This window comes from Streptomyces sp. NPDC020845 (genome assembly GCF_044334165.1).
Taxonomy (GTDB): Bacteria; Actinomycetota; Actinomycetes; order Streptomycetales; family Streptomycetaceae; genus Streptomyces.
Genome location: NZ_JBIRSJ010000034.1, coordinates 37,737 through 53,506, shown reverse-complemented (window position 1 = coordinate 53,506; position 15,770 = coordinate 37,737). Strand labels below are relative to the sequence as shown.

Annotated in this window: 16 protein-coding genes; 6 read left to right on the top strand and 10 right to left on the bottom strand. The window is 66.7% G+C overall.

Annotated features, from left to right (window positions below):
• Nucleotides 1-73: 73 nt before the first annotated feature.
• From ACH4U7_RS50740 to ACH4U7_RS50730, 3 genes are all read right to left on the bottom strand, one after another.
• Nucleotides 74-556, bottom strand: coding sequence for a cupin domain-containing protein (locus ACH4U7_RS50740; RefSeq protein ID WP_398534550.1), 483 nt, complete (start codon nt 554-556; stop codon nt 74-76).
• Between the two features lie 62 nt (nt 557-618).
• A complete protein-coding gene (locus ACH4U7_RS50735) occupies nt 619-1,857 on the bottom strand; it encodes an MFS transporter (RefSeq protein ID WP_398534549.1) in 1,239 nt (412 codons plus the stop codon).
• A 45-nt stretch (nt 1,858-1,902) separates the two neighbouring features.
• Nucleotides 1,903-2,337, bottom strand: coding sequence for a cupin domain-containing protein (locus ACH4U7_RS50730; protein WP_398534548.1), 435 nt, complete (start codon nt 2,335-2,337; stop codon nt 1,903-1,905).
• Between the two features lie 295 nt (nt 2,338-2,632).
• Here ACH4U7_RS50730 and ACH4U7_RS50725 point away from each other — a divergent pair, with 295 nt between their 5' ends.
• A complete protein-coding gene (locus tag ACH4U7_RS50725; RefSeq protein ID WP_398534547.1) occupies nt 2,633-3,571 on the top strand; it encodes an RNA polymerase sigma-70 factor in 939 nt (312 codons plus the stop codon).
• A 17-nt stretch (nt 3,572-3,588) separates the two neighbouring features.
• Here the strand turns inward: ACH4U7_RS50725 and ACH4U7_RS50720 are convergent, their stop codons facing one another.
• On the bottom strand, nt 3,589-4,503 hold the full coding sequence (locus ACH4U7_RS50720; protein WP_398534546.1) for an RNA polymerase subunit sigma: 915 nt from the start codon (nt 4,501-4,503) through the stop codon (nt 3,589-3,591).
• 221 nt (nt 4,504-4,724) lie between these two features.
• On the opposite strand from ACH4U7_RS50720, the gene ACH4U7_RS50715 reads away from it, so the two are divergent.
• The 3 genes from ACH4U7_RS50715 (at nt 4,725) to ACH4U7_RS50705 (ending at nt 7,800) form a co-directional block, all read left to right on the top strand.
• Nucleotides 4,725-6,350 carry a cytochrome bc complex cytochrome b subunit gene (locus ACH4U7_RS50715; protein ID WP_398534545.1) on the top strand — a complete coding sequence of 542 codons (1,626 nt, stop codon included), beginning with the start codon at nt 4,725-4,727 and terminating at the stop codon, nt 6,348-6,350.
• 124 nt (nt 6,351-6,474) lie between these two features.
• On the top strand, nt 6,475-6,948 hold the full coding sequence (locus tag ACH4U7_RS50710) for a carboxymuconolactone decarboxylase family protein (protein ID WP_398534544.1): 474 nt from the start codon (nt 6,475-6,477) through the stop codon (nt 6,946-6,948).
• 99 nt (nt 6,949-7,047) lie between these two features.
• Entirely contained in the window at nt 7,048-7,800 is a 753-nt protein-coding gene (locus tag ACH4U7_RS50705) for a nitronate monooxygenase (RefSeq protein WP_398534543.1), read from the top strand.
• Nucleotides 7,801-7,833: 33 nt separating this feature from the next.
• On the opposite strand, the gene ACH4U7_RS50700 is transcribed toward ACH4U7_RS50705, so the two are convergent.
• The 4 genes from ACH4U7_RS50700 to ACH4U7_RS50685 all read right to left on the bottom strand — a co-directional run bounded on the left by ACH4U7_RS50700 (nt 7,834) and on the right by ACH4U7_RS50685 (nt 12,956).
• The gene (locus tag ACH4U7_RS50700) at nt 7,834-8,544 is read right to left on the bottom strand and encodes a PIG-L deacetylase family protein (RefSeq protein WP_398534560.1); all 711 of its coding nucleotides are present in this window, start codon (nt 8,542-8,544) and stop codon (nt 7,834-7,836) included.
• 470 nt (nt 8,545-9,014) lie between these two features.
• Nucleotides 9,015-9,761 (bottom strand): SDR family oxidoreductase, encoded by a 747-nt coding sequence (locus ACH4U7_RS50695; protein ID WP_398534559.1) that lies wholly within the window; start codon nt 9,759-9,761, stop codon nt 9,015-9,017.
• Nucleotides 9,762-9,922: 161 nt separating this feature from the next.
• Entirely contained in the window at nt 9,923-11,653 is a 1,731-nt protein-coding gene (locus tag ACH4U7_RS50690) for an L-aspartate oxidase (protein WP_398534542.1), read from the bottom strand.
• A gap of 73 nt (nt 11,654-11,726) precedes the next feature.
• Entirely contained in the window at nt 11,727-12,956 is a 1,230-nt protein-coding gene (locus ACH4U7_RS50685; RefSeq protein ID WP_398534541.1) for an NAD(P)/FAD-dependent oxidoreductase, read from the bottom strand.
• 221 nt (nt 12,957-13,177) lie between these two features.
• Here ACH4U7_RS50685 and fdxA point away from each other — a divergent pair, with 221 nt between their 5' ends.
• Nucleotides 13,178-13,561, top strand: a complete 384-nt coding sequence (gene fdxA / locus ACH4U7_RS50680; protein ID WP_398534540.1) for a ferredoxin — start codon at nt 13,178-13,180, stop codon at nt 13,559-13,561.
• Between the two features lie 83 nt (nt 13,562-13,644).
• Here fdxA and ACH4U7_RS50675 read toward each other — a convergent pair whose 3' ends face one another.
• Complete coding sequence (locus tag ACH4U7_RS50675) at nt 13,645-14,142, bottom strand: Ohr family peroxiredoxin (protein WP_398534539.1); 498 nt, start codon at nt 14,140-14,142, stop codon at nt 13,645-13,647.
• Between the two features lie 324 nt (nt 14,143-14,466).
• Here ACH4U7_RS50675 and ACH4U7_RS50670 point away from each other — a divergent pair, with 324 nt between their 5' ends.
• Nucleotides 14,467-14,940 (top strand): carboxymuconolactone decarboxylase family protein, encoded by a 474-nt coding sequence (locus tag ACH4U7_RS50670; RefSeq protein ID WP_398534538.1) that lies wholly within the window; start codon nt 14,467-14,469, stop codon nt 14,938-14,940.
• Nucleotides 14,941-15,053: 113 nt separating this feature from the next.
• Here the strand turns inward: ACH4U7_RS50670 and ACH4U7_RS50665 are convergent, their stop codons facing one another.
• Nucleotides 15,054-15,488: a cupin domain-containing protein gene (locus tag ACH4U7_RS50665; RefSeq protein WP_398534537.1), complete on the bottom strand. Its 435-nt coding sequence runs from the start codon at nt 15,486-15,488 to the stop codon at nt 15,054-15,056.
• Between the last annotated feature and the right edge of the window lie 282 nt (nt 15,489-15,770).

Here is a 15,770-nt window from a genome sequence, read left to right as displayed (position 1 = left end):
CCCGGCGGCGTACGAAGCCTGCCGAGGACCGGGCCGACGCGGCTGTGCCCGTGAGAGCGCCTGCCCGTGCCGGTTACTCCACGAAGTACGAGTCGTGCCTCACGAAGAACTCGGCGCGCTCCTCGTCCGTGGCATCGGCGAGCTGCGACAGTCCCTCGAAATACTCTTCACGCGGTGCGCCCGGAGTGAAGAGCAGCAGCATCTCAGCCGGTGCGTCGGAGTCGTTGCGAAAAGCATGCAGCCCGCCCTGCGGCACATGCAGAAAGTCGCCTTTCTGCCCGTCGATCCACTCCGCGCCGTTGAAGAGGCGAACGGTGCCGTCGAGGATGAAGAAGGACTCCGAGACGGACTTGTGGAAGTGAGTCTTGGGGCCACCGGCCTTGGCGCTCATCTCGACCCGGTAGAGACCGAATTCACCTCGTGTGGTGGCGGTGGTCGCCAGATAGTGAATGGCATCTCGGCCGGCTGTGCCGACATTCGGCGCGGTGCTCGCCGGCCGGAAGTCGGCGTTGATCTCGCCGCTGTTTCCTGAATACACCTGCTCTGGGTACGACATGGCTACCATCCCTTTACGTGTGTTGGATATGCAACGGCGCTTCTGCTTGCGGCCACGCCCTGCTACGAAGGACCGAATACCCCATGCGTATGTGACACGTTTGCCAGACGCCGCTCCAGCGGCCGGATCGCCACGCTCGCCGTCAGCGCCAGGCAGGCCACAACCACCCACGGCAGCACCCGGTTTGCGCCGTACAGGACGCCGAACAGGCCGGGCGTCACCATGTCCGCCGTCGCGAACGAATACTGGAACGCCGCCAGATAGGTCCCTCGCATCCCCTCCGGCGCCGCCTCCGCGGAGAGCGCGTTCGAGGCCGGGCCGTGCAGCATCTCCGCCGCTGCCCACAGCAGCATCACCAGTGCCAGATAGCCGACCAGCAGAGGCCCTGGCGGCAGCAGCACCGCCACGGCGGCGGCCATGCACCAGGCAGCCCACAGCCGGCCGCTCCAGGCCATCGCGCCGCCCCGGGAGGTGCCTCGTCGGGAGCGGCGGGTGACCTCGGCCGTACAGGTGGCCACGACCGCCGTGGTGATCGTGAGAAAGGCGCCGACCGTCCAGCCCGGCGCGTGCAGCCCGCGGATCACATAGACCGGGATCGCCACGGCGAGGAAGACCGTGCAGATGTTGAACAGCGTGTTCACGCCGATCAGCGCCAGATACGGCCGGTTGCGCAGCAACTTCCTTATCGCGTCCGAGGATTCGCGGTCAGGCCCGCCGGTCGGCCGCCGGGCACCGCGTACGAACAACGCGACGGTCACCGCCGCGATGACGAAGGAGAGGGCATCCGCCAGCACCATTCCCCGGTACGCGTGCTGCGAGCCGAGCGCGAGCAGCCCACCCGCGAGCACCGTGCCGGCGCCGGTACCGGCCGCCCGGATCATGCCCGCCCGGGCGAACCACTGGTCCCTGGCCTCCCCGTCCGCCTGCTCGGAGATCAGCGCGAAGATCGACGACCAGTACACCCGCAGCCCCACTGCCTCGACCAGCGCCGCGAGAAACAGCGACTGCGGACCGGCCACTCCCAGGTACAGAAAGAACCCGGCCGCCTGCAACAACTGCCCCGCGATCACCACCGGCCGTGGCCCGATGCGGTCGACGATCCGCCCGACGAGCAGCGGCAGCAGGAGCGAGCAGGCGGTGGCGGCGGTCAACAGCAGGCCGACATCGGCTTCCGACAGGTCGGTGACGGTGAGGAAGTAGACCATGGACAGCGGGAGATAGAGCCCGGTGCCGATGGCGTCGATGGCCAGCGCGGCCGGCAGCGCCCAGGCGGCGCCGTGGCGGACGCCGCTCGTTCGCACTGGGTGGTCCTCCGTTTCTGTGCGGCGGACGTCGAGGCCTGGTGACTACTGGAAGTCGCAGCCCGGGTTGGGGGCGTCCTGGGAGAAGGGGGCGCCGTGCGGCAGCACGTAGAGAACTTCCAGGACGACGTCCGTGGCACCGAGGTTCCGGCCGATGTGTACGTGGTCGGCACCGGGCGGTTCCTCGAGGAATCGGCCCTGGGGGTACACACCGTCGGACTTGCAGGTGGCAGCGAAGTGGCTCAGGGTGCCCTGCTTGACATACGCGTACAGGGTGCCGTCGTGGAAGTGCCAACCGGTCGCCTGACCTGGCGGGATGGTGACTTCCCGCAGGATGTAGTCGCGCCCGCCCACGGTGGACTGGGCGATGACCTTGCCGGTCACACCGGGACCGCCCGGGGTCGCGTGCGCGAACCCTGCGGGGAGGGACAGAACGACAGATAAAGCCCCAACGGCTCCCATACGGGCTATGTTGTGCATGCCATTCCCATCTCATGGTGAGGTGTGGTGATTGTTGGGCCGGGCCCACGCGGATCGGCGTCCGCTCAACAGAGTCACACGGTGCATTCTCCGGTGATGAGCGATCGGCACACGGCTCACCCTAGGCCACGGCCCGCAGGGCAGTCGCTGGCGGTGTGTGGGCACGGAATAACAATCCGTATTCGGCTGAGCCCTGCCGTTCGGGTGTTCGTCGGTCCGCGCGTCTTCCTGCCCCAGTCCTGTCACAGGACCGGGTTGACCCCGGTCTATGCAGGAGACGCGATTGGAGCAAGCCGTGACCTTCACCGACCACAGCCCCCTCAGCACCACGACGAACGCCCTTGACGAGGCTGTTTCTGTCTTTGTGCAGCTCCGGCCACGTCTTTTCGGTATCGCCTACCGCGTGCTCGGCAGCGCGGTCGAGGCTGAGGACGTGGTCCAGGAGGTGTGGCTGCGTTGGCAGAAGACCGACCGCTCCGCGGTGGTCAGCCCGGCGGCCTTTCTGTCCAGTGTGACGACCCGGTTGGCCATCAACGTCGCCCAGTCGGCCCGTGTGCGCCGGGAAACCTACATCGGGCCGTGGCTGCCCGAGCCCATTGATACGAGCTCGGACCCGGAGGCGGGCGCGCAGCGGGCGGAGGCGCTGGAGCTGGCTCTGCTGCTGGTGCTGGAGAAGCTGAGCCCCGCGGAGCGCGCGGCGTATGTACTGCGTGAGGCGTTTGATTACAGCTATCCCGAGATCGCCGACATGCTTCAGCTCAGCGTCGTCAATGTGCGGAAGATCGTAAGCCGCGCCCGCAAGCACCTGGGCGCGGAACAGCGGGAGAGCGTGGACACGGAGGAACACCGACGCCTCCTGGACGCCTTCGTCGGCGCAGCTCAGAGGGGCGATATCGGCTCGCTGGAAGCCCTCCTCACCCCGGATGCCGTCAGCCTGTCCGACGGCAACGGGATGCGGGGCGCTGCGCGCATACCCGTTCTGGGCTGTGCGCGGGTGGCGAACCTGGCGACTGCGTATCCGCGGTTCTGGCGTGGCTTGGATCTCCGGTCTGTCCATGCCAACGGGCGTTCGGGAGTGATGATCTACCGCGAGGGCGAGCCCAAGACGTTTCTGACGGTGGCCGCCTCGCGGGATGGCATCTACAAGGTGATGTGGCTGTTCAACCCGAGCAAAATCGCCGCGTTCCTCGATTCACGCTCTCGCTCCATATCGCCACTCGGCTCCCCGTCGTGAGCCCAGGCCCAAGGCCGTCACCATGCCTGTGACGGCCTCTGGCGTGCGCTGGGGGGTTGGTTCCAGGAGCGGAGTTTGTCGGGGTTGAGTACGACCCAGACCTGTGCCACGCGGCGGTCGGCGATGTCGAGGCTGATGACCGCGGCCACCTGGCCGTCGTAGCGTGCCACCAGACCCGTCCGGCCGTTGACGGACTGGGCGGTCAGTGTGGTGCGCGGGCGCCGGACCAGCAGTGTCATCAGGCTGTGTGCGACCTGTTCGCCGCCGTGCACGGGTCGGGCCAGCGCACGGACCTTGCCACCGCCGTCGAAGAACGCCGTGGCATCGGGCCATAGCAAGGACGCCAGCAGCCCGGCGTCCTCGGTCACACAGGCCTGCCGGACGGCACGGGCGGCCGTGTCATGCTGCTCCGGCGTCGTGGGATGCGACCGCCGTGCCCGCAGACGGCGACGCGCGCGATCGGCGAGCTCAACACACTCCGGCCCCGTACGCCCCACGATGTCGGCGACCGTATCGGGTGTCATCCCGAACACATCGTTGAGCACGAACGCCGCACGCTCCGGCGGCGACAGAGAATCCAGAGCATTCAGCAGAACCCTGCTGATCTCCTGTTCCAGCTCCGCGCTCGCCCGTGCGCCATCGGCGTCTCCCGCATACGGGCCGCCCCCCTCACCCTGGTCCGTGTCCTCGCCGCGATCCGGCAGCGCCAGGCGGCCCAGGCAGATACCACCCGCGGTCTTGGCAAGCCAGGAACGGGGCACCGCGATCCGCGTGCGGGCCGAGTCCGACAGCCCGTACCACCGACGGTAGGTCTCATCAATGACACTCTCCGCCGCGCCGCCGCTGCCCAGCATCCAATAAGCGACATCCAGGAGATATCGGCGCTCATCGAGCAGCTCCGCGATGGGCACTGCATCACCGGCATGGTCCATACGGCATCCTCCCTCGCCTCAATCCATGTGACAGGGCAGGCATGGATCTTGTGACATGGCGCGGGTGGTGCCTTCCGTAGCCGTGTCACATATGCGTCGGCTACTCGGTCTTATGTAATAGCCACCGAATCGAGGCGCGTGGGGCGGGTGGAAGGCGGCAACGCCGGTCGACAAGCTCGATGTGGTGGTCATCGCAACGCATCACGAATGGTGGTAGAAGCATGGCCAACGCGGGCCAGTCAACCGAATCGCAGCGAGGGTGCAGAGGGGAGAAGGTCGCCGAATGGACCCGCGGGCGGCTGGGCTTTCAAAATCTCACCAGAACCGGTATGCGAAAGGCATTCCCGGACCACTGGTCCTTCATGTTGGGGGAGATCTGTCTCTACAGCTTCCTCATCGTTATCGCCACGGGCATCTATCTTAGCCTGTACTTCCACCCGACGATGAACCAGGTGGAATACCGTGGCAGCTACCTGCCCCTGCGGGGCCAGATGGTGTCGGAAGCATTTGATTCAACCATGCACATCTCCTTCGATGTGCGCGGCGGCCTGCTGATCCGGCAGGCTCACCACTGGGCGGCGCTGATATTCGTCGCCGGGATATTCGTGCATATGATGCGCGTTTTCTTCACGGGCGCGTTTCGCAGGCCGCGCGAGCTCAACTGGGTGTTCGGGTTTCTGCTGCTGGTCCTGGCCATGTTCGCCGGTTTGACGGGATACGACCTCCCGGGCGATCTGCTGTCCGGGACCGGACTGGTGGTCGTGAACGGAACACTCCTTTCCGTGCCGATCGTTGGCACTTATCTGTCGATGTTCCTCTTCGGGGGTGAGTTCCCCGGGAACGACCTGGTGGCACGCTTCAACACCATCCATGTTCTGGTGATCCCCGGCCTCATGGTGGGGCTGATCGTCGCGCATCTGATCCTTGTGTTCCGCCACAAGCACACCCAGTACCCGGGGCCGGGGCGCACCGACAGGAACGTCATCGGCATGCCGCTCCGGGTGCACGCGGTAAAAGCGGCAGGATATTTTCTCCTGGTCACGGGGGTGATCTTCATCATCGCCTCGATCGCACAGATCAACCCCGTCTGGGAGTACGGCCCCTTCCGCCCCGATCAGGTTTCGGCGGGATCACAGCCGGACTGGTACATGGGCGTAGCAGATGGGCTGATACGGATCATGCCCGGCTGGGAGATCAGTATCTGGGGCCATACCCTGGCCCTTGACAACCTGATCCCGCTGTCGTCGGGCGTCGGTCTGTTTCTCGTCATGGGCGCATACCCGTTTATCGAGGCCTGGGCCACCGATGACGACCGTGAACACCATCTCCTCGACAGACCACGCAACCGGCCAGTGCGCACGGCGCTCGGCGCAGCATGGATCAGCGTCTATCTGGTGGCGCTGATCGGCGCAGGGAACGACATCATCGCGACCCAGTTCCATGTCTCGGTCAATTCCGTGACGTGGGCAGTTCGCATCGGCCTCTTCCTCGTACCCACCGTCGTCTATTCGGTGACGAAGCGGTGGGCCCTCGGCCTTCAGCGCCGCGACCGGGACAAGGTGCTGCACGGACGTGAGACCGGCATCATCAAGCGCTTGCCGCACGGCGAGTTCGTCGAGGTGCACGAGCCATTGAGCAGGGAGCGACTGCACATCCTGACAGCGCATGAGCAGTACCAGCCCATCGAGTCCGGTGGCCCGGGCGTCCAGGGAGGCCCGGAGAGCAGTCCCAGCCGCACTCGACGGTTGCGGGCCAGGCTCAGCCGGGGCTTCTACGGGGAGGGGACGCAGATTCCCAAGCCCACCGTCCAGGAGTACAGGGAGATCACCAGCGGCCATCGACGGTGATATGCGATCGCGGTGTCGAGGGCCGATCGTCGAGATCCAGGTCACATTCGTGCGTGTCACAGGGGGTCGGGCTGCCTCGTCTCAGGGGGTGTAAGCCGCTGACGATCACCGAGGAGAGCACATCATGGACGCGCGACTGAACTACTTCACCATCCCGGCCGCAGGGAAGGCCCTCAAGTACTTCATGTCGGCGGGCAAGGAGCTCAAGGACCTGCCACTGCCCGCCGCGACGCAGGAACTGGTGGCCCTGCGCGTGAGCCAGATCAACGGCTGTGCCGTCTGCATCGACATGCACACCAAGGAAGCCACCGCCGCCGGAGAAACCCCGGTACGGCTCAACCTGGTCGCGGCGTGGCGGGAAGCCACCGTCTTCACCGAGGCCGAACGCGCCGCACTGGCACTGGCGGAGGAAGGCACCCGCGTCGCGGACGCGGCCCACGGGGTCAGCGATGAGACATGGGCACAGGCCACCGCCCACTACGACCAGGAACAGCTCACCGCCCTGGTCATCCTGGTCTCCTTCATGAACTCGGTGAACCGGCTCAACATCATCACCCAGCAGCCCGCCGGCAACTACCAGGCCGGACAGTTCCACTGAGAGGCAGAGGGGAGATACCGGGCGACAGGAACCTCGTGCTCGCGGTATTCGTATTGACTCCGCTTCGACCAGCACGGCCGAAGGGTGAGGAGTGCGGATATGGGACTGTCGACGGCGTTTACGGAACTGTTCGGTGTGGAGCATCCGATCGCCCTGGCTCCGATGGGCGGATCGGCCGGTGGCGCCCTCACGGCGGCGGTCTCGCATGGCGGCGGGCTCGGACTGCTGGGCAGCGGGAACGGGGATCAGGACTGGCTGGCCCGCGAGCTGCCCGTCCTGGTCGATGAGTGCGCGGGGAAACCTTGGGGCATCGGCTTCCAGACGTGGGCAATTGACGACGGTGTGATCGCGCGGACGCTGGAGCACAACCCGATGGCGGTGATGCTGTCCTTCGGCGACCCCAGTCCGTTCGTGGAGCGCGTCCGCAGCGCGGGCGCGCCGCTGATCATCCAGGTCACCGACATGGAGGAGGCCCGCAGGGCGGTGGCCACGACCGAGGCCCTGGTCGACCCCGCGACCGCCAGGGCGATCGTCGAGGGACGCGGGGAGGACACCGAACGCAGCAGGGTGCTGGACATCGCCCGCGCCTCGCGGTGGCCGGCGCAGTACACCGCCCGCACCCTTGGCCACCCCTTCCTCGACGAATGGCGGGGCCGGGAGGACGAACTCGCGACTGCCCCCCATGCCCAGCAGGCATACGAAGACGCCGTGGCCCAAGGCGAGATCCCCGCACTGCCGCAGTGGGCCAGCCAGGCCATCGACCTCATCAACGACCTGCCGTCCGCGGCTGATCTGGTCGGCACCCTGGCCGCCCAGGCCGAGGACGCGCTGGCCCGAGCGGGCAGGCGCTGACACCCGGCACGCGGTGTTGAGGCTCGCCGACGGTCACCGGTTGAACAGCTCGAAGACTACGGCTGGGTGCCCGCCGAACCGCGCGCTCAGCTCGCGGGTGTTGTCGGTCAGGAAGCGACGCACATACGTCTCGGGATCCTCGTCGGTCAATGCCTCGATGTAGGTGCGGTGCTCGAGCAGCGAGCGCACCGCCCGCTCCAGGCCGGGGCCGGCCGGCACGGCGTGGGTGGGGTTTTTGGAGTTGGCGACAGCGACCCAGCGGACGCCGTTCCATGGTTGCAAGCCCTGCTCGGTCAGCTCCGGAAAGATCCAGCGGTTGCCGGCGTCCGCCACCGCGTCGAGCGTGGCGTGCCCCACGGCCACGTGGTCCGGGGTGTTCCAGACACCACCGTCCCATGTGGTGTGATGGTTGAGGGTGATCACCAGCTCGGGCCGGTGGCGACGAACGGCAGCGGCAATGTCGCGGCGCAGGGAGACGCCGTACTCGATCGTGCCGTCCCGGTGGTCGAGAAACTCCACCACGGACACGCCAACGGCGGCGGCACTGGCCCGCTGCTCGCGCTCCCGCAACGGTCCGCACTCATCCGGTGCAACGGTGTCGATGCCTGCTTCGCCACGCGTGGCGAGGACATAGGCGATCTCACGGCCCTCGTCGACCCAGGAAGCCATGGCGGCCGAGCACCCATATTCCAGGTCATCAGGGTGGGCCACCACGGCGAGGGCACGCTGCCAGTCCGTGGGCATGGGTTGCAGCTGCGTAGAGTTCGACTCCGGCACGGTCTCTGCTCCTCATAGTGGGTCTTGGTCAGTACAGAACGTGATAGCGGACTTGTGTCACTCATCGCCAGAGGCGGTGATGGGACAGTGGCTCAAGGGGCGATGTCGTCAGCCACCCATGCCTCCGGCATTGAGGTCGATGACGGTCCGGGGCCGAGCCTCGCACCGTGATGACCGTCGAATCCAGGAGAGCCATGCTCGAGCCCAGGACCGTGGTCAGCAGAATCCACTTGCCGCTGGGGGATGAGATGCGTGCTGTGGGTTGCTCATACAAAGGGGCATCCATTCCGAGACGCATGCAACGGACACAGTGTGCACACTGAGTCGGCGTGAACCAAAGTGACTGCGTACGGAGTGACTGCGTACGCGGCGACGCCGCCCCCGCGCCGAACCCACTGTGTGGAACGGCGCGGGGGCGAGACGGCCACCGACATGACTTACCGCTGCTGCGCGAGCCAGTCGGCGAACCGGGTCCCGGCGATGTGCGCGTCAGGACCGGGCAGGAGCGTGGTCTCCTGCAGCTCGGTACCGAAGTACAAGGCGTGCGGGTCCGTGACGACCGTACGGGGGTCGTTCTTGGCGGCAAGGCCCTTGCGGATGAGCTCGTCCAGCTGGAACTGGTCGGGCCCGGCGACCTCCACCACGCCGTTGACGGGGGTGCCGACCGCGGTGCGGCCGACGGCGGCGGCCACGTCGTCGGAGTAGATGGGCTGGATCCTGATGGGAGCCAGGCGCACGGTGTCGCCCTCGGTGGCCGAGGCCGCGATGCCCTTCATGAACTCGAAGAACTGGGTGGCGTGGACGATGGAGTACGGGATGCCCGAGTCCTTGATCAGCTCTTCCTGGGCCTGCTTGGCGCGGAAGTAGCCGCTCTCCTGCAGCCGTTCGGTGCCGACCACGGACAGCGCCACATGGTGCGTCACACCGGCCTCGGCCTCCGCCTTCAGCAGGTTGGTGGTCGAGGTGCGGAAGAAGTCCATCACGGCCTCGTCCTCGAACGAGGGGGAGTTGGACACGTCGACCACGACCGACGCGCCCTCCAGGACCTCGGCCAGGCCCTCGCCCGTCAGCGTGTTGACGCCGGTGTTGGGCGCGGCCGCGACCGCCTCGTGCCCGTGCTCGTTGAGCTTGCCGACCAGTTTCGAGCCGATGAGTCCGGTACCACCGATCACTACAACCTTCATCATGGAAACCTCTCGGATGTTGTCATACGTGCGCGGCGCGCGCATGCTGCGATGCACTGTTCACCGGCACCGGCTGATTTCGCCTTCACTGAAGTGACCGGACAGCCGCGCAATGTGTGACAGGCGGCCGCGGAGATTCGACAGATGTCAGCGAGCGGACATCACTCGACGAGCTTTCCTTCGGTCGAGACATCCTCCATCAGCGCGGAAATCTCGTCCGGGATGGGCGGAATGCTTTCGTGGGTGACACCCGTCGTCGGCGACCAGACAAGGTTGACCTGCAGAGACGGATCGAGGTCCGGGTAGTCGCTGCGGTTGTGGCAGCCGCGGGTCTCACGGCGCTCAAGCGCCGCTTCGAGCGTGGCCCGGGCCGCCAGGGCAGCGGACTTGAGATCGAAGGCGTGCGCGAGATCCTGATAGCCGGCGATATCGGGGTGGACGCCGACGTCTTCCATTCTCTTCTCGATCGCGGTGAGCTCTGCCAGCCCGGCGCGCAGCCCCTCTTCGTCGCGTACGACTCCCGCATGCTCGGTCATGGTGTTACGGATGGCGCGCTGCAGGGCCCGGACGTTCTCCGGCCCGTCCGCCGCGAGCAGATCGTCGATCTCGGCACGGGCACGGGCCACCGCCGACGCCGAGCGCGGCTGCGCGGTCAGCGCCTCCGAATAGGCGGCGGCGGCCTGGCCCGTGATCCGGCCGAAGACCAGCAACTCGATGAGACTGTTGCCACCGAGGCGGTTGGCGCCGTGCAGCCCGCTCGACGCCTCACCGATCGCGTACAGGCCGCGGACGTCCGTGCTGTGGTCCTCGGGCCGTACCCAGACCCCGCCCATCGAGTAGTGCGCGGTGGGCGCGATCTCGATGGGCTCGCGGGTGATGTCCAGCATCTGCAGGTCCAGAAGGGTCTGGTAGACCCGGGGTAGCCGCGTCATGATCGTCTGCCGTGGCAGATGAGAGACATCGAGCCACACCGCGCCGTTGGGGGTCCCGCGCCCCTCCTTGATCTCCGTGTACGAGGCGAGGGCCACCCGATCGCGGGTGGACAGCTCCATGCGCTCGGGGTCGTAGCGGGTCATGAACCGCTCCCCGAGCGCGTTGCGCAGGACGCCGCCCTCACCGCGCGCGGCCTCGCTGACCAGGGTGCCTGCCGCGTTCTCCGGCTCGATGATCCCGGAGGGATGGAACTGAACCAGCTCAGGGTCGCGCAGGCGGGCTCCGGCCTCCACGGCCAGACGGAACGAGTCACCGGTGTTCTCGTCACGTCGTGAGGACGTACGCCGCCAGATGCGGGTGTGGCCACCTGCCGCGAGAATGACGGCGTCGGCATGGATGAGATACCGCGTCCCATGGGTGAGGTCGAAGCCGTAAGCGCCGAAGACGGCACCGTCATGCACCAGGAGCCGAGTGATGTAGACGCCGTCGAGCACCGGGATATCGAGCTGCTCCGCGCGTCTGATGAGCGTGCGCTGGATCTCCAGACCGGTGTAGTCACCGGCGAAGGCGGTGCGCCGGAACTTGTGCGCACCGAAGAAGCGCTGGGAGATCCGGCCGTCCCCTTCCCTGGCGAAGGCCATGCCGTACCGCTCCAGGTCGTCGATGCCCCGGGCCGCGCCCTGGGTGACGATTTGTGTGGTGCGGGGGTCGGCGAGCAGATAGCTCTCCTTGAGGGTGTCGGCGGCGTGCTGCTGCCAGCTGTCGTCGGGGTCCATCGTGGCCAGGGCCGCGTTGATTCCTCCGGCGGCGAGTGCCGTATGGGCATCGTCCTTGGGGCGTTTGCCGACGGCGAGGACGTCGACACCGGACTCGGCCAGTTCGATCGCCGCTCGCAGTCCCGCCCCTCCTGTACCGATCACCAGCACCGTGGTGGCAAGACGTCGTTCAATCACAGCCACTGTCTACTCCGATCGCCGGGGTTGTCATCCACTAGGACCAGGTGGTTCGGGTATCTGTGACACTCACACGTTGTCATCCGATGCGGTCCAGTGGGACGTCCGGGTCGGCGAGGAGCGTGTCATCGACGTCGGCCCCGGAGGTGATGAGGGACCGGATCGGATCGATCACGTCCCATATGTTGACGCTCATCCCCGCCAGTACGCGGTTCCCCGACATCCAGAAGGCGATGAACCGCCGCTCGGCCGGCTCGCCACGGAAGACGACGCGGTCATAGCCGCCGGGTTCCGTGTAACCCGTGTACTCCATGCCCAGGTCGTACTGGTCCGTGTAGAAGTACGGCAGCCGGTCGTACACGGCGTCCTTGCCGAGCATGCTCAGCGCCGCTGTGCGCGGCTGGTGCAGTGCGTTGGCCCAGTGCTCCACACGCAGATGGCGGCCGAGCAGCGGGTGGTAGGCGTTGGCGACATCGCCCGCGGCGTAGATCTCGGCCACCGAGGTCCGCAGGTGTTCATCGGTGACGATGCCGTTGCGTACGTCCAGGCCCGCCTCCTGGGCCAGTTGGACGTTGGGCGTGATGCCGATGCCCACGACCACCGCGTCCGCGGCGAGGTGGGTGCCATCGGCGAGCCGGACCCCGTCCACCCGGCCCTGCGTCCCGGTGAGGGATTCCACCTGCGCGTTGGGGCGCAGCACGACGCCATGGTCGGTGTGCAGGCCGGCGAACACTTCGGCGGCCTCGTGTCCGAGCACCTTCAGCAGGGGGAGCTCCGAGTGTTCCAGCACCGTCACCTCCGCCCCGGCCATCCGGGCCGCCGCGGCGGTCTCGAGCCCGATCCATCCGCCGCCGATGACGACGATCTTCGCCCCCTCGACAAAGGCGGACTTGAGCCGTTCGCTGTCCCCTACCCGGCGCAGATACAGAACGTTGTCGAGGTCCGCCCCGGGGATGGACAGACGACGCGGAGACGAACCGGTGGCCAGGAGCAGCTTGGCGTAGGACACCCGGTCCCCGTTGTCCAACTCCACCTGCTGGGCCCGTGCGTCGATCGCCCGCGCGCTGGTGCCCAGGCGCAGTTCGACATCGTGCTCCGCGTACCAGTCCGCGGGGTGTACAAAGATCGAATCGCGCTCTTCCTTGCCCAGCAGATAGCCCTTGGACAGTGGCGGCCGGATGTACGGCTGCTCCCGCTCGTCGCCGATGACGATGAGCCGGCCGCTGTGGCCGTGCTCCCGGAGCGCCTCCGCCGCCTTGCCCGCGGCCAGACCGCCTCCGACGATCACGTAAGTATTCTCGGGGGACACGATGTTCCTCGTCTCAGATGTCGCAGCTGCGAGCCATGGTGTGAGAGTCATCCATCAGACCGAGTCGTCCCTCGTCTTGTGACAACCGGGGGGCCTGACCACTTACGGGTGGGGTGCCTGCGCCGCTGTCACACCATCGAGGGGTTCCTGGTCATATTCCCAGAGAACACCTGTCGCGCCACGCTCACCAGTCGGTTCTCGTCGAGACGAAGGAGGATGGGGTGACGTATGTCATCGCGCAGCCCTGCATTGACATCAAGGACAGAGCGTGCGTCATCGAATGCCCTGTGGACTGCATCTACGAAGGCAATCGCACGCTCTACATCAACCCTGCCGAGTGCGTGGACTGCCATGCCTGCGAGCCGGTCTGCCCCGTAGAAGCGGTCTTCTACGAAGACGACCTCCCGCAACAGTGGGCGCAGTACAAGGCCATCAACGCCGAGTACTTCGAGTCGCCCACCGGGTGCCGGAGCGAGCCCTTCGCCACGGGTGATCACCCCGCCATTTCCGCATTGCCACCACAGAGTGCGTGGAAGAACGACATCGCCGTCTTCGCCATCCGCAAAGAAGAGGCTGCCGACGCCGACCTGTGGTTCCCGCTGTGAATCGATACGGCTGTGATCCGGGCCGGTGAGGCGCCGCCATGCGCTGCCGGACAACAGCACATGGCGGCTACACGGACGAGAACCTAGGAAGCCAGCGTGATGGTGGTCGGCGTTCCCCGCCAGGCCATCCTGGCGTAGGGGCACAGCGAGTCGGCCTTCTCCAGCAGGGGAGCAGCGATCTTTGGATCAGTGCCCGGCCATGAGACCACCAGATCGACGCGCAGCAGATAGCCGCCGTCTTCCGGGTCCCGCCCAAAGGCCACGGTCGCCTCTACGGAGATGGTGGAGGGGTCGAGCGCGGCCTGCCGTGCCACCAGGCTCAGCGCTCCGTGGAAGCAGGCCGCGAAACCGGCGGCGAACAACTGCTCCGGATTCGTCCCCTGGCCGTCTCCCCCCAGTTCGGCGGGCATCCGCAGACTGAGGTCCAGGACCCCGTCGTCCGATCGCGCCCTCCCCGAGGCGCGCCCATGACTTGCTGTCCCACCGCTGACGGTGACCGTCGTTGTGTAGATGGGAGAGAAGGATGTCCCGGCGAAGTCCTTCTCGGTGGACAGATCGGGCGGCCGGATCGGGTCAGTCACAGCAGGGCTCCGTCGACGTTGGATTACGGATGACTAGTTGACCGGCCAGTCACGCCTTGTGTGACATCTACGATCGCTCGTCGCCTGGGCCTTCTGCTGGGCGTTTCCGCCCGCTGAGTCCTTCTCCGACATCGGACACACCTCCGTCGGCCCGTGCGCCTTCTGTCTCGCACAGAGGTTCCCGACACCACTGTCCCTCTGGTCCGCGGCCTCCACAAACCCGGAGCGATGCATGGTGAGACGCACGTCACGCGCCAACCCTGTCGCACTTTGCCGGGCTGCCCGGTCAGTGGTGTGTATCCGCAACATGGTTAGGAGATCACCATGGAATCGCGTCTCAACTACTTCGGCAATCCCCTCGCGGGCAAGGTGCTGAAGCACATCAACTCGGCCGGTAAGGCGGTGTCGGACTCGACGTTGCCGGCCGCCACGCAGGAGCTGGTGAAGATCCGCGCAAGCCAGATCAACGGCTGCGGCTTCTGCACCGACATGCACACCAAGGAGGCCACCCTCGCCGGGGAAACCTCGCTGCGCCTCAACCTGATCGCGGCCTGGCGCGAGGCCACGGTCTTCACCGACGCCGAGCGCGCCGCACTGGAGCTGGCCGAGCAGGGCACCCGTATCGCCGACGCGTCCGGTGGTGTCACGGACGAGGCGTGGGCCAACGCTGCCAAGCACTACGACGAGGAGCAGCTTGTCGCCCTGATTTCCCTCATCGCCGTCATCAACGCCTACAACCGCATCAACGTCATCAACCAGCAGCCCGCCGGGGGCTACCAGCCCGGCCAGTTCGGCTGATCGGCCACCGTCCCGATCTGACCCGTACGGTCCGTCTCCTCGCCGCCCCAACCCGTGGCGAGGGGACGGACCGTCGCCGTGATGGCTGGGACTGTCGGACAAGGAGGGCCAGATCAGTCCACGGAACGCGGGGCACGCAGATGGGCCCGCTGGCTCAGTTCCTCCTCGTCGACCAGGGTGAGCATCGGCTGGCCCGGCGCACACAACATGGTCACGATGAAACGCGTCTTGGAGTCCGTCAGGGCGTTGCCATCCTGGTAGTGGATCACATCACCACCCGGCTCCCAGAACGTCTCTCCGGCCTTGACCACGCGTTCCGGCTCGCCCTCGAGCTCGAAGCGCACCGCGCCCTCGATGACGTATCCGAAGGCCGGCCCCGAGTGACGATGCGGAGGGGTCCCGGGATCCCCGGGAGGCCATTCCACCGAGATGGTCATCCCCGAGGCGCCCTCGGGGAGGAAGGGAGGCTTGGCATCCTGCAGCATCTGCGCTGCCGTCTTCCACACCTCGGACGGTGGCTGCCGGTTGGCCTCGCCCACTGAGTCCATATTTGTCATGATATCTCGCCTCCATGGATTCGCCATGGGCGAGCCGGGTCCGTGCGCGCCTGACTCACACCATGTTTGACAGTGATGACCGGGCACACGGTGGTTCTGTGACGTGACGTTGGCGAAGCGCCGTTCGGCTACGAGGCTGTGCCCGGATGGTGGCAGCGGTCCGTCAGGAGGAGAACGACCGGCTGCGCGCCACGCTGTATGAGGCGGTGCCGTACGAGCTGCGCACCGAGATGATCCGGCGCTACGCCTTCACCCGCCCGTCGGCGCCGGGCC